The sequence below is a fragment of the Lacrimispora indolis DSM 755 genome (genome assembly GCF_000526995.1).
Taxonomy (GTDB): Bacteria; Bacillota; Clostridia; order Lachnospirales; family Lachnospiraceae; genus Lacrimispora; species Lacrimispora indolis.
This window is the reverse complement of sequence record NZ_AZUI01000001.1, coordinates 2,149,437-2,169,186: the sequence shown is the minus strand read 5'-3', so window position 1 is coordinate 2,169,186 and position 19,750 is coordinate 2,149,437. Positions and strand designations below refer to the sequence as shown.

At 43.9% G+C, this 19,750-nt stretch carries 18 protein-coding genes; 9 read left to right on the top strand and 9 right to left on the bottom strand.

From position 1 onward, the window contains the following. Positions 1-80: 80 nt before the first annotated feature. The 5 genes from K401_RS0110440 to K401_RS0110420 all read right to left on the bottom strand — a co-directional run bounded on the left by K401_RS0110440 (position 81) and on the right by K401_RS0110420 (position 5,166). Complete coding sequence (locus tag K401_RS0110440; protein ID WP_024292895.1) at positions 81-1,709, bottom strand: hypothetical protein; 1,629 nt, start codon at positions 1,707-1,709, stop codon at positions 81-83. 52 nt (positions 1,710-1,761) lie between these two features. Further along, positions 1,762-3,051, bottom strand: coding sequence for a dihydroorotase (locus tag K401_RS0110435; protein ID WP_024292894.1), 1,290 nt, complete (start codon positions 3,049-3,051; stop codon positions 1,762-1,764). A 78-nt stretch (positions 3,052-3,129) separates the two neighbouring features. Continuing rightward, entirely contained in the window at positions 3,130-3,597 is a 468-nt protein-coding gene (locus tag K401_RS0110430) for a threonine/serine exporter family protein (RefSeq protein ID WP_024292893.1), read from the bottom strand. Continuing rightward, positions 3,594-4,406, bottom strand: a complete 813-nt coding sequence (locus tag K401_RS0110425; RefSeq protein ID WP_024292892.1) for a threonine/serine exporter family protein — start codon at positions 4,404-4,406, stop codon at positions 3,594-3,596. Before K401_RS0110425 ends, K401_RS0110430 begins: the two co-directional genes overlap by 4 nt. After that, a complete protein-coding gene (locus K401_RS0110420) occupies positions 4,396-5,166 on the bottom strand; it encodes an MBL fold metallo-hydrolase (protein ID WP_024292891.1) in 771 nt (256 codons plus the stop codon). The genes K401_RS0110425 and K401_RS0110420 overlap by 11 nt, the downstream gene beginning before the upstream one ends. Before the next feature lie 386 nt (positions 5,167-5,552). Between K401_RS0110420 and K401_RS0110415 the strand changes: the two genes are divergently transcribed. From K401_RS0110415 to K401_RS0110385, 7 genes are all read left to right on the top strand, one after another. Next, positions 5,553-6,458, top strand: coding sequence for an ABC transporter permease (locus K401_RS0110415; RefSeq protein ID WP_024292890.1), 906 nt, complete (start codon positions 5,553-5,555; stop codon positions 6,456-6,458). A 20-nt stretch (positions 6,459-6,478) separates the two neighbouring features. Further along, on the top strand, positions 6,479-7,333 hold the full coding sequence (locus tag K401_RS0110410) for a carbohydrate ABC transporter permease (protein WP_024292889.1): 855 nt from the start codon (positions 6,479-6,481) through the stop codon (positions 7,331-7,333). A gap of 42 nt (positions 7,334-7,375) precedes the next feature. After that, positions 7,376-8,902: an extracellular solute-binding protein gene (locus K401_RS0110405; RefSeq protein WP_024292888.1), complete on the top strand. Its 1,527-nt coding sequence runs from the start codon at positions 7,376-7,378 to the stop codon at positions 8,900-8,902. 200 nt (positions 8,903-9,102) lie between these two features. Beyond that, the gene (locus K401_RS0110400; RefSeq protein WP_024292887.1) at positions 9,103-10,854 is read left to right on the top strand and encodes a sensor histidine kinase; all 1,752 of its coding nucleotides are present in this window, start codon (positions 9,103-9,105) and stop codon (positions 10,852-10,854) included. Then, positions 10,842-11,591, top strand: a complete 750-nt coding sequence (locus K401_RS0110395; RefSeq protein WP_024292886.1) for a response regulator transcription factor — start codon at positions 10,842-10,844, stop codon at positions 11,589-11,591. Before K401_RS0110400 ends, K401_RS0110395 begins: the two co-directional genes overlap by 13 nt. Positions 11,592-11,597: 6 nt before the next feature. After that, positions 11,598-13,634, top strand: a complete 2,037-nt coding sequence (locus tag K401_RS0110390) for a hypothetical protein (protein ID WP_024292885.1) — start codon at positions 11,598-11,600, stop codon at positions 13,632-13,634. A gap of 67 nt (positions 13,635-13,701) precedes the next feature. Continuing rightward, on the top strand, positions 13,702-14,988 hold the full coding sequence (locus K401_RS0110385) for a Gfo/Idh/MocA family protein (protein ID WP_242837930.1): 1,287 nt from the start codon (positions 13,702-13,704) through the stop codon (positions 14,986-14,988). Between the two features lie 214 nt (positions 14,989-15,202). Here the strand turns inward: K401_RS0110385 and K401_RS0110380 are convergent, their stop codons facing one another. Beyond that, positions 15,203-15,505 (bottom strand): hypothetical protein, encoded by a 303-nt coding sequence (locus K401_RS0110380; RefSeq protein ID WP_024292883.1) that lies wholly within the window; start codon positions 15,503-15,505, stop codon positions 15,203-15,205. Between the two features lie 344 nt (positions 15,506-15,849). Further along, positions 15,850-16,176, bottom strand: a complete 327-nt coding sequence (locus K401_RS0110375) for an MmcQ/YjbR family DNA-binding protein (protein WP_024292882.1) — start codon at positions 16,174-16,176, stop codon at positions 15,850-15,852. A 110-nt stretch (positions 16,177-16,286) separates the two neighbouring features. On the opposite strand from K401_RS0110375, the gene K401_RS0110370 reads away from it, so the two are divergent. Next, positions 16,287-16,856, top strand: coding sequence for a nitroreductase family protein (locus K401_RS0110370; protein WP_024292881.1), 570 nt, complete (start codon positions 16,287-16,289; stop codon positions 16,854-16,856). On the opposite strand, the gene K401_RS0110365 is transcribed toward K401_RS0110370, so the two are convergent. Both K401_RS0110365 and K401_RS0110360 read right to left on the bottom strand, forming a co-directional pair. Next, a complete protein-coding gene (locus K401_RS0110365; protein ID WP_024292880.1) occupies positions 16,849-17,643 on the bottom strand; it encodes an EFR1 family ferrodoxin in 795 nt (264 codons plus the stop codon). The genes K401_RS0110370 and K401_RS0110365 overlap by 8 nt on opposite strands. Positions 17,644-17,660: 17 nt before the next feature. Next, positions 17,661-18,041 carry a zinc ribbon domain-containing protein gene (locus tag K401_RS0110360; protein WP_024292879.1) on the bottom strand — a complete coding sequence of 127 codons (381 nt, stop codon included), beginning with the start codon at positions 18,039-18,041 and terminating at the stop codon, positions 17,661-17,663. A 1,046-nt stretch (positions 18,042-19,087) separates the two neighbouring features. Here K401_RS0110360 and K401_RS0110350 point away from each other — a divergent pair. Beyond that, on the top strand, positions 19,088-19,645 hold the full coding sequence (locus K401_RS0110350; RefSeq protein WP_024292878.1) for a Uma2 family endonuclease: 558 nt from the start codon (positions 19,088-19,090) through the stop codon (positions 19,643-19,645). The last annotated feature ends 105 nt before the right edge of the window (positions 19,646-19,750 follow it).

Here is a 19,750-nt window from a genome sequence, read left to right as displayed (position 1 = left end):
CTCTTGCTTTTCATGTGTTACCATGGTAGCATAGTAAAGTGTTTCTGTAAAGAAGAAATTTGCAGTTATAAAAATCAGGTTCAATAGAAAGATAAAAATAATATCAGGATGAGAATCACGGCCGCAGCTCCTGCCAGAAAAACCGGACCTGCCGTACTCCCTCCCTTTTTAGGAAATAATTCCGGTTCCGCAAGCATTCCCCATGGACTGAGCTCCATGATCCCCAGAGGAATCCCGCCTAAATCTTCTCTTCCCATAAAGGAAAGAAATTCCTTCCAGTCCCGTTCCACGATCCGCTTTCCCTCTTTCCAGTCTTCCCTTGGATCCTTTTTCTCTTTTGTAAAAAAGGACCCGGAATCTTCTCCGCCTTCCAGACACTCCCTTTCCTTTAAGAACTGCTGATAGGCATGTCTTATCCCCTTATTTGCGGTCTCCCGAAGATCCCTGGTGGTCTGATAGAGATTCATCATATAATAGTAGACCTTATAAGCAGCCCTGGGCTGGAAAGGGGTGTTCCTGCTTCCCGGCCTTTTTACCATGTTTTCAGACTGTTTAAACGCTTCTTGTATGTAAAAGTCGATCATTCGGTCGACGGCTTCCCGCAGGTCGGCAGCCAACCCCTTATTGATCCCGGAATAGGCTCCATAGGTTTGGGATTTAATCGCCATCAGCGCGGCCAGGAATCCATAAAGCTCCTCACTTCCTCCGGAAAGACCGGAAGCCCTTAATAAATTTCCCCTGCGGTTCATATACCCGGCAAAACGCTCCGCCAATGCAAGATCAGCGGGAGAATAAACCTCATTTTTGCCTATAGAGGATAAGGAAGTCTGGGCGCCATGGACTTGATTCACCTTAGCTCCTGGGATACCGCTTCCTTCCAGAGCTGATACAGACGCTTCTTTCCGCATCCGTTGGGCATACAGGGGATCATTCTTTATCCGTCCCTCTCCGGCAGGCTGGTAGATCATTCCCTGTTCCCCGTCAACTCCCGATTCATTGACAGGTGTTCTGATGCTTCCTGGATTTAATGCAGCCGAATCCCCGCTCTTTTCCGGCTGTCCTTTAAAAACCCTTTCCAGCTCCCTGCCGCTTAAAGTATTCCCCGTAACGCCGCGGTAAAGCGCAGCCTTTAGGGCTGTCATAGAGCTTTGAGGCCCGAACCTTCCCAGAAGCGTTTCCAGCTCTCCCATGCGCGCTTCCAGCATTTTCATAAGGATATCCGACAAGGCAGCTTCCAGAGCAGCAAGCTGATCCTCCTGTACTCCTGCTGTGGTATGTTCCAGGATGGTCAGAAGCAATTCCTTGTAAATCGCTGCAAGACTGTCCAGCTCATCGGAAAAAGAACTGAAGGCAGACGGACTCCACCCCAGGATATCCTTCCATGCCAGGTCTGCTTCTTCCTTTCCCCACATTTTATCAAGATCAGAAAGCTCCTCCTTGCCCAGCTTATAATACCCGCTTTCTCCCGACAGGGCGGCTATGTCCCGGCCCGGTCTGGTTTCTTTGGTTTCTCTGCTGTCCCCGCTGCCTTCCCCGCTCTTTTGTTCATGACTTTTCTCCGCGTTCCGGCTCAGCTCCTCTATAAACTGCTCCCCGGCCCGGATCCTTTCCCTTACGTCCGCTTCTTCAACCGCCCTTTGCATATCCCCAGCCCCAGGCTCGCCTATGGGAGCCCCGGCAACCGGCGGATCCTGTGCCTTTATCTCCATGTTTTCTCCCTTTTGGGCTTCTTTTGTAAAAGTATTATTGATCTGTCAGCAATCAGTCTTTTTCATCCTGATAAACAATCCGCCCGCCGCAGATCGTATATTTCACCTTTCCAAACAGCTTTTCTCCTGTAAACGGGGAGTTGGAAGATTTGGAAACGTATTCTCCCACAATCCATTCCTCATTGGGATCAAAAATCACCAGATCCCCGGCCCTTCCTTCCTCAATGAGGCCGAAATCCAGCCGGTACAGTTTTGCAGGATTGAGGCTCATCTTCTCCATCAGCTCCATCATAGTCAGATGTCCGGGCCGCACCAAATTTGTCACTCCCAGTCCCAGGGCTGTTTCCAGGCCTATGATACCGCTTGGGGCTTCCGTCAGTTTCTTTGATTTTTCCTCGGTGCTGTGAGGCGCGTGATCCGTTGCAATGATATCAATGCTGCCGTTCTTTAATCCCTGGATAATGGCCTTGCGGTCCTCTTCTGTCCGAAGGGGAGGATTCATTTTCGCCAGGGTCCCATGCTTTAAAACAGCTTCCTCAGTCAGAGTAAAATGATGAGGTGTCACTTCCGCATATACCTTTGCTCCCAGCTCCTTTGCAAGCTTAACCATCTTCACAGAGGCGGCGGAGCTGATATGCTGGATATCCACGGTGGCACCGGTGTGAAGGGCGATCATGCAGTCTCTGGCAACAAGGCAGTCCTCTGCCAATGCCGGAGAGCCAAAGATCCCAAGCTCAGCAGACACCTTTCCGTGATTGATCCCATTATTTGTGATAAAAGCAGGGTCTTCCTCGTGAAAGCTCAATGGAACCTCCAGCTTTGCAGCCATTTCCATGGCTTTCTTTACCAGCTTTTCATCCAGCAATGGAATTCCGTCATCGGTAAATCCTACCGCTCCATGGGCCTTTAATTCCACCATATCCGTCAGCTCTTTCCCAAGAAGTCCCTTGGATACTGCGGCAGCCTGCAGCACATGGATGCCCGTTTTCTTCCCTTCCCGTTCCACATATTGAAGAGTTTCCACGTTGTCCACAGGAGGCTTGGTATTTGCCATACACACCACCGCAGTAAACCCTCCTTTTGCAGCCGCTCTGGCTCCGGTCTGGATATCCTCTTTATAAGTGAAACCAGGATCCCGGAAATGGACATGAACATCAACAAACCCTGGGGCAACAATGAAGCCGGAAGCGTCAATCACCACATCCTCTTTTGAAGTTGGAAAGGCATCCAGCTTAAGCTGTTCTCCAATACCTGCAATCTTACCATCCGCAATGCAGATGTCCATATTTCCTTCCACCTGGTTCCCAGGATCCACCACGTGAGCATTTTTAATCCAAATCATCTTCTATTCCTTCCCTTCTCTTTTATTTCTGTAAACTACAAAAATCATGCTATGCAAATGTCATATGCCTGCAGATTGTTACGGGATATTAGATTTATCGTCCGTTTGTACCTGTTTCTTTGCAGCAAATTTAAAAAAACCCTGAGGCAGCTCAAAAACAAACACAATTCCAAGTACAATGGCAACTGCCACCTTAAGCGCAAGAAACCCGGTCCGGACCGCCAACGCCAGTTCATCCGTCACAATATAATAAGCCGTCCAGTATAATCCTGCACCAGGCACCACCGGAAAAATACCGGATATTAAAAATATGGTGACAGGGCACCGTTCTCTCACGGCAAATGTTCTGGAAAGAAGGATCACCACAATGGTGGCCGCCAAAGCAGCCGACGGAGTCGTCAGGATTTTCACAAACCCTGCATAAACCAGCCAGCCTGCCCCTCCGATCAGTCCGCAATATGGATAAAACCTCCTGGGGACCCCGAACAAAAGGGAAAATGCAACCGTTCCCACAACCGCAGCGGCGGCTTCCGCAACAGTGCTCATAGAAGCACACCTCCTGTCAGATGGCGGAACAGGCTGAACACCAGTCCAACGCCCATGGCAATACAGAAAAATACCAGCAGCGCATCAAGCATCCGGACGGAGCCGGAGATATAATCCCCGTCAGCGATATCCCGAATGGCATTTGTAAAAGCAACTCCAGGAATCAGAGGCATGATGGAACCGATGATCATGAAATTTAAGTGTTCTCCAAAATGGAGCAGATAAAGAACCGTACACAAAAAAGTCACCAGAGCGCCTCCCCCGATGATCCCCACAATCTTTGAGAGATGAGGGACGCTTATAAAAATCACATATACATATAGAAGAATCCCGGTGCCAAAAGCTGAGAAGCTGTCCCTTAAGTTTCCCCCGAACAAATAGCAGAAGCAGGCGCTTCCAATACCGGAAGCCAGAATCTGCATGGTTTTTGGTTTTCCCGGAATAACACGGATCTGATCCAGACGCCGAATTACTTCACCTGGATTTAAGCAGCCTTTCTCAATCTCTCTGGAAAGCTGGTTTACCTCCGCCACCCGGTCCAAATGGGTCCCGCTCACCGGAATATGCTGGACCTTTGCAAATATTTCTTCTCTCTCATTGCCTGAGGTGGTAAATATCCCATTGCTGAGAACAAAGGAATTTACGGACTGGATCCCATAGTGGCGGCAGATACGGTCCATGGTTTCCTCTACCCGGAAAATCTCCGCTCCGTTTTCCAAAAGAATGTGCCCGGCCTGCATTGCGGCCTCCAAAACCTCTCTCTGTTCTTTTAGCGTCAGCTCCCCCGGCTGTCCCTTCTCATTTTCCATAAGAACCTGTCTCCTGCCCGATTTCAAAGCACTCCCCGTCTTGGCGGATATCCACGATCCGGTCCCTGTAAGGTTCAGAAATATCCATTTCCTTTAACTTGCCTATAACGGAAAAATCCCCCCAGCAATGCATGGGAAATGCATGGCTAACCCGGGTCTTTCTCATGAATTCATCAAAGCCAAGGCAGAAAGCATTTTCCTGTCTGGGGTCCAGAGGGAGAAAGGCCACATCAATATGCTTGCCTGACAGCTTGTCCACCTCTTCGGAATACTGCTTTGCCATATGGTCATTCCAGTCGTCCGGTTCCCCTTCCCATCTCCAGTTGTTTAAATCCCCGGCATGGTAAATGACCGCACCTTCCGCTTTTAAAAGAAATGCTACGCCTTCATCGGTGGAGCGGAATGTCAGAATTTCTGCATTTGCCTTTCCTTCCTCAGAAAATGGGCCAGTGAGACTGCCTTCTGAAATGGAAAAGCCTTTCCTTTCTCCGGGCTTTACAAAGACTGCCTCGCTTATAAGCTCCTTGGGCAGCCGTCCTTTCGGAATATCATCCGACAGGATATACCTGGTTTTTTCATGTTCTTTTTTAAACTCCAGTATTTTTTCAGAAAAATGGTCCCCGTGACGGTGGCTTGCAAAAACCAGAAGGGGTTTTTTGTCATTGAGCTTTGGCAGAGTACCCTCTGTATAATCAAACAGCAAGGCTACTGTCTCAAGCTCCACCAGAAATGCACTGTGATGGATATAGGTGATTTTCATTGGAAAAGGCCTCCTTTTATGGATGTTTGAAAAAATTATATCACAACAGCCATCACTCTGCATAGCATGTGGACGTAAAAAGAGTGGGGACAATTCTCCCAATGTCATTTTGTTGAGATATAATAGCAAACGCTCTCCTTAAGCAGGGGATATGGAAATATTTTTTTCTTCCTTTTCCTGTGATCACGTTGCTTTGAATCCTGGCTGTTCTTTTAAGCCTCATTAATCCACTTAAATATTATAGAAAAAAATACCATACAGGCCTATGCAGAAAAGTAAAAATAACGAACAAAAAGTAAAAAATAGGACGTTCAACAGTCAAAATAAACATGATATGATTTTATCAAGGAAATTAAAAATACACTTTGCACAAAGAGGAAATGATTATGGAGAAAAGCAGTTTTAAGATTACTACGATTCTGTATAAGCAGCGTTATCTGTTTATGATGCTCTTGCCAGGTCTGCTATGGTTTGTTATCTTTAAATATCTTACATATAGCGGATTACTTCTGGCCTTTACCAATTACGGATTCCGGGCAGATGTTGATTTTGTGGGATTGAAAAATTTTCAGCGCTTATTTAAATCAGCAGTGTTCTGGAATGCGTTCCGGAACACAATTATCATCAGCTTATGTAATATTATTTTTTATTTTCCCTTTCCGTTAATTATCGCACTGATGATTAATGAGTTAAAATCACTGACGGCAAAGCGCTCTGTCCAGTTTTTAATCTATATCCCTTATTTTTTTTCCTGGGTTATTGTAGGAGCGATATTTGCTAATATTTTATCACCGTCTTCCGGAGTGGTGAACAATATCCTGACAGCTTTGGGGCGGGAGCCGATTTACTTTTTTGCCAGTACCAAATGGTTCCGTCCGATTTTGATACTTTCTTATATCTGGCGGCAGATGGGATATGGTGCGGTGATTTATGTTGCGACCCTGACAACTGTGGATCCCCAGCTTTATGAAGCGGCAGCCATAGACGGTGGCGGAAGATGGATGCAGATGTGGCATATTACTCTGCCAAGTATCAAATCAACAATTATCACCATGCTGCTTCTGAACCTGTCCCATGTGCTTAAGATTTTCGAACAGGTACAGGTAATGTATAATTCATCTGTGTACTCCGTCAGTGATGTGCTCCAGACCTACGCATACCGGGAAGGTGTTCTGTCAGGAAATATCGCTTATTCAACGGCAGTCAGTCTGCTGGTGGGAATTATCAGTCTGATCCTGGTGCTTGGGACTAACATGTTCAGTAAGAAGCTATTGGATGACAGTATTTTATAACAGCATAAGGAGGCCTGGTTATGAAGATAAAAGAAGCGAGATCCCGGATTATATTCCGTATTATTAATAGTATTATTCTGATCCTGATTTGCGCAATGGTGATATTGCCGATCTGGAATGTCATTGTTACATCTTTTGCTGAGGATAAGGATGTTATGGGAAGTGCTTATTTATTGTGGCCCAGATCCCTGACCTTAAAAAATTATCAGAAAGTGCTGGGCAGCGGATATATGAAAGGATTTATTAATTCCCTTTGGGTAGCAGCGGCAGGAACCGGATTATCTATGCTGCTCACAATTCCCATGGGATATGTACTGGCACAGAAGAAGTTGTTGTTCCGCAGACAGATTATGAGGATTGTAACGATCACTATGGTGTTTGATGCCGGAATTATGCCGTTATATATTCTGGTTAAAAGCCTGGGACTTATTAACAGTTCCTGGTCGCTTATCTGGCCTTTTGCCATATCCACCTTTAATCTGATTATTGTGAAGAATTTTATGACCTCCATACCAGAGAGTCTGGTTGAATCAGCTAAGCTTGACGGTTGTAATGATTTGATGGTACTGATCCGGATTGTAATTCCGCTTGCAGTTCCGATTTTATCTGCCGTAATGCTGTTTTACTTTGTTTCATACTGGAACCGCTATACAGAGGCCGTAATGTTTATTAACAGCAATGAAAAGTATACGTTACAGGTAATGCTGCGGGCTATCGTTTTTCAGGGTGACGGTTCATTAGGAGACGGAAACGTAGTCTATAACAATATTAAAATGGCCGTTATGATGTTGGGTATGCTGCCAGTACTGGTTATTTATCCGTTCGTACAACGCTATTTTGTCAGCGGATTGATGCTGGGCGGTGTAAAGGAATAGAGCAACACAATTAAAACAACCAATTGGAAGGAGAGTATTAAGATGAAGAAGAAAAAAATTGCAGCATTGGGGCTTACTGCAGCAATCCTGCTATCGTCGCTTGCCGGTTGCGGCAGCAGCACAGCCATAGGGGGGAATGGTCCGAATACAGCGGACGGGCCCCAGTCTCAAGGAAATTCGGGTGAGGCAGCAAAGGAATCGGTCAGACTTAGCTTCAGTTCTCCTGATAATAACTTCGGTATCAGTACAGATGCTGATCTGCAAAAAGCAGTTACGAAAATGCTGGAGGAGAGAGTGGGTGTTTCTCTTACAACCATTATCCCCCCAGTAGCAAACTACAGTGAAAAGGTAGAGACTATGATTTCCAGCGGCGATGTGCCGGATGTGGTATCCTTGTCACAGGTTATGACCAAGCTGCCTAACTATGTGTCCAGAGGGAAACTGATGAATCTGGATCAATACATTGCCGGTTCTGAAAAATTATCAGCAATTCCGGCTGATAATTACGATATTCTGAAAATAAATGGTTCCATTTATCATGTACCATATAATCAGCCCAGAGTAAAGGTTCTGTTTATGCGTAAGGATATTATGGAAGAGCATGATATTCAGCTTTCTCATACTCCAACCACGGAAGAGTTTGTTACAGAACTCAGCAAGCTGAAGGGAACCGGGATCATTCCATTTAGTTTTCCGAAATGGATCGATAATTTCCAGTACTTTATGAATTCTTATGGAGCCTATGCAGGCATTTATAAAAATGAAGAAGGTATGTATGTAGATGGTTTCCAGGAACCGGAAATGGTAAAAGCTCTGGAATATCTGTGCCGGCTCTACAAGGAAGGGATCATTGACCAGGAATTTATTACTACGGAAAATGCCACAATGCGGGAATATGTATACACAAAAAAAGCGGCCAGCGCAATTGACTATGTAATGAATTATACCAACTATCTGTCACAATCAGAGGCTGCCGGTAAGTACTCAGATGTATTTCCGATTTATGCGGTAATCGGACCAGATGGAGACGGCGGTGGACTGAATGAGGCCATTCAGACAGCGTTTGCAGTTTCTGCTGACTGTAAGAATCCGGAAGAGGCAATCAAACTGATCGAAGCTCTGGTTTGCGATGCGGAGGTATACTCTGCGTTCTTTAATCTGGGAATCGAAGGTCAGCATTACACTTTAGATGAAAATAATATGGCAGTAGCGACAGAAAAGGCCGCCAATTCCGGCTATACACCAAAATATACTTATCTGATTGAATCATTCATTGATGATTTCAGCAGCTTAAAGGTAGTGCCGCCGGCAGGGATTGAAGCGTCTCTGAGTACCCAGAATGAGATGACAGCTCTGGCTCAGCAGTATAAAGGTCCCAAACACGTAGTTCCTTCTGGTATTTCTGATACTCATGACCAGGTAGCTTCTTCCATTACAAGTGCCTGGCAGGAAGCAGTATCACAGATAGTTCTTGGGACTGTGACAGTAGAGGAAGGAATGGAAAATTACAGAAACTTCTGGAACAGTGTTGATGGGGACACCATTTTAAAGGAATTGAATGGCCAGTAATTAGATCGTGTAGCTGAAGACAGAAAAATGAGGGGGTGCAGTTGCGGCCTTAAGAATGTCTGGTTCGCTGGACAGGAACCGCTGCTGCAGACCCTCCTTTACTCTCATCTCTTCCCAACCCATACAGGCCATTCTTATATCACAAGTTGCCCCATACCGCAGATACTGTTATAATTTTTCTACAGACAGGAGGATGTGGTGTGAAAAAACATGAATATCAGTTAAAGAGAGAGTTGCATACCTATTTTTTAAAGGTTCTCCTAATGGCCGGGGTTATTATCAGTGTAATGTTTATGACCTATTATTCCGTACGTGAGACGGCAGTTGTAGCAAATGAAAAGTATTGGCGGCTGGCCCAGTCGGTCACTTATGCTGACCGTATCATGGAAGAGATTGCAACCATCGGCGGTTCTATTTGGACCAGCTCGCAGATTCAGGGAATTAAGGCTGCGAATATAAATCAACGGAATTATCTGTATTACCGGTCCTGTATGGATTACCTTTCCAATATGGAAGCCAGTGCTAATAACGTATACCGGATCAGGGTCTTTGACCGGACAACCAAAACATTGATTACTTCCAGAAACGGAGTCTTTTACGATGTAAACGAAGATGCGGCTGCTTATTATCAGAATTATATGGATAATATTAAAAATTCTGCCTGGGTAATGGATTTTAACGAAGGTATTGTTCCGCGGGAAAGCAACGGAGAACTTTTTTTATATTACCTAAGCCCAATATATTCAATTGTTACCGGAGAAAAAACCGGACTTGTGTGTATTGATGTTTCTAAAGACGTATTTTCTGCTTTAATGAAACAAGGAGAGAGCGGAGATGGCTTTGTCATTATCAGTGAGACTGTGGAAATTCCGGCAATGCGTCTTGCGGATAATGATATTGAGTATTTAAAGGCAGCTGATAATCGTCAGAGCTCAAACTTTAAATTTTATGTCCGGCACCGTCCTTTTCATGCTGTATACCAACAGTCTGACTACTCAGGCTGGCATTTTTATCTTTATTATCCGTCAACCGGGATTTCCTTTGACTGGGGTATTTTTGTAATCGCAGTACTGCTGCTCTGTGCCATTTTAATTTCCGCTTATGCCATGATTGTCCGAATCTCCCGAAAGAGGGTAGAAGAACCGATGGAACAGCTTTTACAGGCAATGAAAGATTTTGAGGAGGGGGAATTTGGAGTACAGGTAGAAGGCGGCAGCCAGGATATGTTTGATGAAATCTTTTGCCACTTTAATCATATGTCCCTGCGGACGAAAGAATTGGTCCATGAGCTGATCGTAGAACGGATCCGCTTAAAGGACGGAAAACTGAAGATGCTTCAATCACAGATAAAGCCGCATTTTCTGTATAATATTTTTAACAGCATGATCTGGATGACGGAACAGAAACATTACGATGGATTGGAGCAGATGGTATATGCCACTGCCGGATATTATAAGACCAGTCTGAACTTTGGCAATGACGCAATAAACCTGTTTGATAATCTGAATCAATTAAAGTATTATGCAAAAATTCAGGAAATCCGTTTCCCGGATAAATTTCAATGTAAGATTGTTTTTGACGAAGAAATACTATGCGATTCAATACCCAACCTGTTGCTTCAGCCATTGTTGGAAAATGCCATTGGCCATGGGGCAGCGGTTGGGAAAGAAACGACGCTGATCACGGTAAACGGTTACCGCCAGAAAGGTGATCTTGTCTTTGAGATTCAGGATAATGGAACAGGGATTGAGCCGGAACGGCTGAAACAGATTCAGGAAGTGCTGGAACAGACGGACTATCAGGAAGATGAATTCTTTGCTTTGGCCAATATCGCTCAAAGAATCCGGATGTCTTATCACGGAAAAGGAAGCTTGATAATTGAAAGTGTTTTTGGCAAGGGGACTAAAGTGGTAGTCCGGCTGCCAGAGGAGGAAAGCGGATGTACAAGTTGATTGTCGCAGATGACGAACGCAGCGTGCTGGACGGGATTGCGGATACCATTCCATGGGAGGAATATGGAATCTGCGTGGCGGCTAAGGCAGAAGACGGTGAACAGATGGTCAAGGCTGCACTGGAACATCAGGCTGACCTTTTATTGACTGATATCCGAATGCCGGGCATGGATGGCCTGACTGCGATTCAATGTCTAAAACAGAAGCTTCCTGACTTACAGTGTGTTGTCATTACGGCTTATCAGGAATTTGAATATGCGAAAAGGGCTATTGAACTGGGGGTAAACAGTTTTGTGACCAAGCCGGTTCTAAAATCTGAAGTGATCGAGCAGGTCTTAAATGCCAGGGATAAACGAAAAAGTGTTCTAGAAGCGAAACAGGCCCTGGAATCTGTGCAGAAAACCTTAAATCCGGTTCTGCTCACCCCCATCGAACGGAGCCTTCATTACATGAAGGAGAAAATAGATACTCCGTTTACCATGACTGATGTTGCTGAATTCATGAATATGAATCCCTCCTATTTCAGCCGCTATTTTAAAGAAGAAATGGGAATTTCATTTATTGAGTATGTAAAACAGATTAAGGTGGAGCGGGCAAAAGTGTTTTTAACCACCTCGAATATGCGAATATATGAGATATCGTCAACCCTGGGATACAGCAGTGTGCAGTATTTTTCAACCTTATTTAAGAGCATTACCGGAGTTACACCTCAGGAATATAAAAACAGAAAGGGATAAAAAAATATGGAACAGGAAGTGATATTATTTTATGATGATTTTTCCGGTTTCAAAATCGGGGAATTTCCCTATGACCCGGACCATTCCGCAATGGGTGAGTATCAGCTGGTCAGCCAGAACGGGTATGCAGGGAAGTGGGTTGACCAGGTATGCAATTACAGCTATAACGGAACCGGGCCTACCTGGATTATTACCGGTGACGGGAAGACACATTATATGGAACAAATGCGGATTGAAAAAAATCATCCCCATCGGATGTTCCCGACGCTTCAGACCGGACTGCCTCAGTGGCGGGATTATACTTGCGAAATCAGATTAAAACGGTTATCAACCAAAGGTGTTGCAGGCCTGGCCTTTTGCATGGCAAACAGCATCAATACGCTGGTTCTGCAGATGGAGAAGGGGAAAATTTCGCTGGTACACCGGCATAAAGAAGAAGTACATTATTTGGCCGGGGCGGCTTTTGAAAGTGATTGTGATACGTGGTATCACTTGCAGGTTGTATGCAAAGGCAATCAGGTCAAGTGCCTTGTCGATCATCAGGAATTGATTGCTTTTCAATCGGCTGGTCTGGTGGCCAGAGGCGGAAAAGTCGGAATTACGGCTGATTGTCCCACCCAATTTGCATCAGTAAAAGTAACAACAGACAAAAATGGCTACGAACAGATACAGAAACGGATACAGCAGGAAAAGGAACGGGAAAGGGAAGTGCAGCGTCACTATCCAGGGATGAAGCTATGGAAGAGTATTGATTTGAAGGATTTTGGAACCAGCCGTCAGATCCGCTTCGGGCATCTGACCGGGAATGAAAAGTGGCATATTGTTCTGGCTCAGGCGCAGAAAAGAGTCAGCCGGGATGCCTACCCCCATATCAGCTGCCTGACCGCCATTGATCTGTCGGGGAATATTTTATGGCAATGGGGAGAACCTTCCGTTCAGACGGAAAAGCTGGGAAAAATATCAGCTGATCTGCCATTTCAGGTGTATGATATTGACGGTGATGGTAAGGATGAGGTGATCTGTGGGATTAACTTTGAGCTTCTGATTCTCGATGGAGCTACCGGGGCTGTCAAAAAGAAAATAAAGACACCTCTCAGTGATGATGATGACACCAGTCTGATCGGTGTGCCTTTTGGCAGCTATGCATTTGACCGGATCAATCCGGATGGAATCCGTATTGCCAACTTCTCCGGCAAAGAGAGACCGTCAGATATTTTAATCAAGGACCGCTACTGCCGCATCTTTGCTTTTGATTCAGAGCTCAATCTGATGTGGCATTTTAAGAGCCCATTGAATACAGGGCATTATCCGCTGGCAATTGATATAAATGGGGACGGGTTTGATGAACTTCTGTGCGGCTATATTATGCTGGATCATAAGGGGAATCCTATGTGGAGTTATCCAATAAAGGAAGATCATACAGATGAAATTGTTGCAGGTAAATTTATGGCTGGCAGTGACAGGGGTTATTTTGCCTGTGTATCTGGAACCGAGGGATTTTTTATTGGTGATTTTCAGGGAAAAATTCTGACACGGGATAAGATCGGCCACGCTCAGCGGGTCAGCGTTGGTAATTATTGTCCTGACCGTAAGGGATTTGAGCTGGCTGTCAGTAATTTCTGGGGACATCAGGGCGTAGTATATTTCTATGACTGCTTCGGCAATCCATTGTGGGAAATGGAGAACGAGCAAAATGGCAATGTCCTGGTTCCGGTTAACTGGAAAGGCGATGGCAGTGATTTATTCATTTTAAATGCAGATCCGGATAAAGGAGGTTTACATAATGGTGACGGAATGGCAGCAGTTAGATTTCCTGATGACGGACATCCCCAGATGTGCTGTGATGCCATTGATCTGTGCGGTGACTGCCGAGATGAAATTGTGGTATGGGATTATCAACGGCTGTGCATTTATACTCAGGAGGATGAACAGGATAAAAATCAGTATCAGCCTGTGAAATATCCTCACTATAATGCTTCCAATTACCGTGGTGAATATTCCTTTCCTGATGCTTCTTATATTACATTTGCTGAAAGAAGCTGAAATTCATTAAGGAAAGAACCGGCTGATCTGGATCAGGCAGCTGAATTTATTAAAAAAGGAGAACTTAATGATGAAAAAGCGATATGTTCAGGTAGGAACCGGAGGAAGAGCAAGATTTTTTTATGAAGCTATTGTATCTACATACAAAGAAACCAGTGAGATGGCGGCGTTTTGTGATGTCTCTCAAACCAGAATGGACTATGCAAATAAGATTATTTCTGAGCGGCATGGGGCGGACCGGGTTCCGACCTATCACTATACGGAATTTGACCGGATGCTTGATGAGATCAGACCGGATGCAGTTATTGTGACCAGTGTGGACCGGACACACCATGATTACATTATCCGGGCAATGGAAAAAGGTTACAATGTAATTTCTGAAAAGCCAATGACAATTGATGAGGATAAGGCACAGGCAATCATAGATACCCAGAAAAAAACAAAAAAGGAACTGCGGGTCACCTTTAATTACCGCTATGCCCCGCACAATACTAAGATCAGGGAGCTGATCCGTGACGGAGTGATCGGTGACGTATTTTCAGTACACTTTGAATGGCTTTTGAATACCCAGCATGGAGCCGACTATTTCCGCAGATGGCATCGTAACAAATACAACAGCGGCGGTCTCCTGGTTCATAAATCAACGCATCATTTTGATCTGGTTAATTTCTGGATTGACAGCAAGCCTAAAACTGTATTTGCATTTGGTGAGCTGAATTTCTACGGTATGAAAAATGCCGAGAAAAGAGGGGAAACTAATTTTTATTACCGCTGTCATGGAAGTGATGCTGCAAAAGGCGATCCCTTTGCGATCGATCTGGAAAGCAATGAGGATCTGCGGGAACTTTATCTGAAAGCGGAAACAGACAGCGGGTATATTCGTGACCGCAGTGTCTTTGCTGACGACATCTCCATTGAAGATACCATGGGCGTAACGGTAAAATATAAAAACGGAGCGATTCTCACCTATTCCCTCAATGCTTACATGCCTTGGGAGGGCTTTCAAGTGGTCTTTAATGGCAGCAAAGGCCGGATTGAAATGAAAGCAGTGGAAAAGTCTTATATCAATGCAGGTGGAGACAAAGCAGACGAAGGGGCATTGACCGGAAAGTCATTGATGGTTTATCCGATGTTCGGAAAGCCTTACGAAGTGGAAGTGGCAGAAGGTGCCGGTGGTCATGGAGGCGGTGATCCGGTCCTGCTGAATGATATATTCGGCAACCCTGAGCCAGATCCATTCCATCGGGCCGCATCTCATATTGACGGAGCAATGTCAATATTAACCGGAGTGGCGGCAAATAAATCAATTGCTTCCGGATTGCCGGTGGAGATCGATAGTCTGGTAAAATTCTAAAATAAAAATCAGAAGGCTTTCTGCTTTAATTACCGCCAGTTTTTGCTGTTCATTCATATCATTTCTACAAAAAAAGGACAGAGTTGGAAATTTCCCAAAACTCTGTCCTGGAAAGCAAGGACCTGCGTAAAATCAATTATTAACTATAAGACATTAGACAATTGTCCCTGCCCCGGAAATTTAACATTCCTGACCGAACCGGTAATCTGACCGATTAATTTGCAGCCTTTGTGGATTCAACTTCTGCAGACTCTGTTTCTACATCATCTGCTGCTGCATCTTCGCTGTTTTCTTCTTCGGAAGACTCGTCTAAGGAAACTTCTTCTGTCTTGGACTCATCTACAACTTCCTCTGACTCTTTTGCAGTTGTAGCTTCTTCTGTTGCTGCTTCTGTTGTGATGGATGCCTCGGTAGCTGCTGTTGTTTCAGCTTCCTTGGTGCTGCCACATGCAGAGATGGATGCCATAGTTAATACGGCTGCTCCTGTAAGTACCAGTTTCTTTGCTGTTAATTTCATAATAATTCTCCTCCTTGCGACTACATAGGTGTTATTGTTCTTTTGTATGCCGCGGCTCCATGTTGTCCTATGTCCCTGAAGCCGAGTCCCAGTTTAGCACCTTAAGAAAATAAAGTCAATGTTCCCATTTTGCCATTTACTACACTTGTAATCAAGTAAAATCTTAAAACTAATGACAATTGACGGGGGAGAAGTATAGCTTTAAATTATGAAATTATACTCTTGAATTTTTTTTATATCGATCATTCCAAATTTGTCCACTCCAAAAACATCACAATAATCATTCGAAAAACAAAAATATTTTTGTTAGTTTTTACCACAGTTTGTTCGACAAAACAAGACAATTATGTGGTTAAATCATAACTTTCCCCTATCATCCGCTTGATCTCCTTCTCTGGTACGGATCCGTCCATGAGGATGGTATTCCAGTATTTTTTATTCAGATGATACCCCGGAAGCACGCCGGAAAATGCATTTCTCCAAAATTCCACCCACTCCGGATCACATTTTAAATTAATGCAGACCAGTCCATTCCGTTCATAGATCCAGGCAAATACCTTTCTGTTTTTTTTGTGCCGGATAACGGTCCACTGGTGGTCATGAAAAGGGTAATCTTCGTAAACCTCAGGATAGCCTAAGCAATAAGTAATTAATTCTGCCCTGGTTTTCATTATAATCTCTCCCTTCCTTTCCCATGTCCATTGCAGATCAAGCCAATACCTGCTATACTTTTAAGATAAGCAAACGGATAATAATACAAACAAAACAGGAGGAATTTTATATGTTGAAAGAACTGGTTACCAAATGCCGTACCTTCCGCCGCTTTTATGAGGCAGAAACCATTTCCATGGATGACTTAAAAGATCTGGTTGATTTAGCCCGGCTCACCGCCTCAACAGCCAATTCCCAGGCCCTGAAGTACAGGCTGTGCAACACTCCCGAGGAAACCTCCAAGGTATACCCGACCTTAAGCTGGGCGGGCGCTTTGCCGGACTGGGACGGACCAAAAGAAGGGGAACGCCCTTCTGCCTACATCATCATTTTATGCGACTTGTCCCTTGGGAAAAACAAGCTGTATGATGACGGGATCGCCGCTCAGACCATCATGCTTGGAGCCGTGGAAAAGGGATACGGCGGATGCATGTTGGCCAGTGTCCAGAGAAATCATTTGGCAGAAGCCCTCTCCATTGATACTTCCAGGTATTCCGTAGACTTAGTTCTTGCTCTAGGAAAGCCTAAAGAAGAGGTGGTCATGGTTCCTGTTAAGGCGAATGGGGATACCCACTATTACCGGGATGAGAATCAGGTACATTACGTTCCCAAAAGAGCTCTTGATGATATTATTATTTAGGTTGAAACAGGAACAGCTCGCTCTCCTTCCTCTCTTTAAACTCTTCTGCAAGAGCCTGGGAGAGCCTGGATACCTTTGACTGGTCTAAATTTCTGGCTCCCACCGGACAGACGGAGATGCAGCGCATACAGGAGATGCACGTTTCTTCGTCGGTTTCGGACGGAGCCTCGCCCGGAATGGCGTGGACAGGGCATTTTATGGAGCAAATACCGCAACCGGTGCATGCCTCTCCTGCTGCCGGTTTTAGAAGGACTCCATTGGACTTTCGGTAATCCGGATTTCCTTTGACAGGAAAGTCTGGTATTTCTATGGTGGTTTCTATGTTATGAAAGCTTTTAAGGATGGTTTCTCCAAAATTCTTTATCTTTCCTTCATCTGTTTCATCCGGCCGTCCCGCGGCATAGTGGCGCATGATGGAATGTTCTGCTACGGCTGATATGGCTGCTGCGGGAATAAAACCGTTAGCAGATACCAGATCCTTAAGCTCTAATAGGGCATCCTCATAATCCCGGTTTCCATAGACTGCCATTACAATGGCAGGAGTGCTATTTCCATGGAATCTCCTGATTTTTTCTGCCGCTGCGGACGGAACGCGGCCTACGTATACTGGGACTGAAAAAATGACTAATTCATCAGGGCTAAAAAATTCGGGTTCTCTTCCTGCCTCATAATCAGTGATATCCATATCTTCCATGCTGAATCCAAGGGCTTCTGCCAAAAAGGCGGAGACCTTTTTCGTGCCTCCTGTTGGACTAAAATATACGGAGGTTACCTTTTTAATCTCCATACCTTCTTTCCTCCTTCTTAAAACCGCTGTCCGCATTTGGGGCAGTATTCAAAATCTTCTGTTGTTTCGTATCCGCAGTGGGAACATTGCTTCCGGTTCCAGTCTGAGGTCCTGTGGCCAGACTGCACCAGAGTCAAATCCTGCTCACTGATTTCCACGGACTCCCTGCGGCTCAGTCTTTTCCCTTTTTCCGGGTCCAACTCGTAAATGGTATTACAGCAGGACATTTGTACGTAGTAATGCCGGTCCCATTTTATAATGGGAATGAAAAAAATGCTGAAATAGCTGTAGGTCATAAATACCTGGTACCTGCCGTAGCCTCCGCACAGACCGCATATTACTGTTTTGGTGTAATCCAATAGTTTCTTTCCCTGGCTCATGCCGCATATGAAAAACATAATTTCCTCCTAAAATGGAATGTTGATTTTTTATGTGTATTATGCTACAATACAGTTAGAAAAGGAACAACCGCCCACAAGGTGGTTGACCGTTATAGAAGCAGAAATTCCACCCTCTCAACTGCCAAGTATCAGGGTGGTTTTTCTATGTATGGCTACTTACAAAATGTAAAAACGAATGTAAGTAATGCTAAAAGGAAAAGGCCAAAGGTCAATAAATCCTTAAAATCAAAATTATTTTGATTTTTCATAGACATCACCTCCATTCTTATGGAATGAAGGACAACACACCCGGCAACACGATTGTTCCATGTTAATATTCTACTATAATTCAACATAACTGGCAACCTGTATAAGACATAACAGCTATGTATATGTAAATAATTTTCTGCAATTAAACAGACTAATATTAGCCTATTTTAACTCTCTCTTAAACCCTTAATCTAATTTTGAAGTATTCCAGTAATTCAGATAGTTACAATTTGGAAGATACACGTTTTAAAAAAATCTTTATTAAAAATCTCACTTAACAATCCTATTATTTGAGATATTTGATATATTTATTTCCATTTATAAAAATAGGGAACCTAATTTAACCATTTAATGAAAACCATTTTAATGATATTTTCCCCGTTTATAGATATTTAAGAATGTTATTACTCTTTCGTATATTTATATATGCTTTTACCATACCTATGGATTGGAACATGTTGCATGGCTGAGTAGGGTATGATACTATCATGGTAAGGGATAAATGTTTCACTGCAAGAGTGTTGAATTTCTTACCTTTATATTCAATAATCGCAATTAAATCTTTCTGAAACCTTGGAAACAGGGATAGAAAAGCCATCCATGTAAACTTTGGACGGTTTGAACGGTGCCAATTCTATCTTTTTATTAGCCAGCCCCTTGTAGGAGATAGCCGATTCTCTTATAATTTTTTTATTGGTATATGAAAATTAAAATAGCAATGGTTTATTAAAAATATAAAAGACAGAAACGATTGGATAGCAGTGCGCTATCGTACCAGGAAAGGAAGTGTTATCATGCCATTATCGCAACAGCGTCTGACTACTATAGAGGAATATGAGGCTCTGCCCCATGATATCAGAGCAGAGATTTTTGATGGGCAAATTCAATACATGGCCAGTCCTTCACAGATACACCAGGAGATATCAAGAGAACTTCTATATACCCTGACGGATTATATCAAACAAAAAAAGGGGACTTGTAAGACATATTCCGCTCCATTTGATGTAAAACTGAATGATAACCCTCTTACAATTGTGCAGCCTGATATTATCATTGTCTGCGATAGGGATAAACTGGATGGAAAGCGATACAACGGCGCACCCGATTTTATTATAGAAATCGTATCCCCTGGAAATCCTTCTGATGATTATATTAAAAAGTTGTATTACTATAAAAATTATGGAGTCCGTGAATATTGGATTGTAGATCCTGGTCGCCGTATTGTGACTGTTAATTACTTTGAGGGTAACAGCATCTCAGTTCAATATCCATTTGAGGCTGTTATAAAAGTGAATATTTATGAAAATCTGTATATTGATTTCAAGGGGATTGATCAGCTGATAAACGAATAATGAAAATAGATGGGATTTATGAGATAGGAATTAGATAATATTGGTTAGCTTTTTTATAAAATGAAATGTATAAGTTAAAGGTGCTGCAAAATGATTAGATGTATG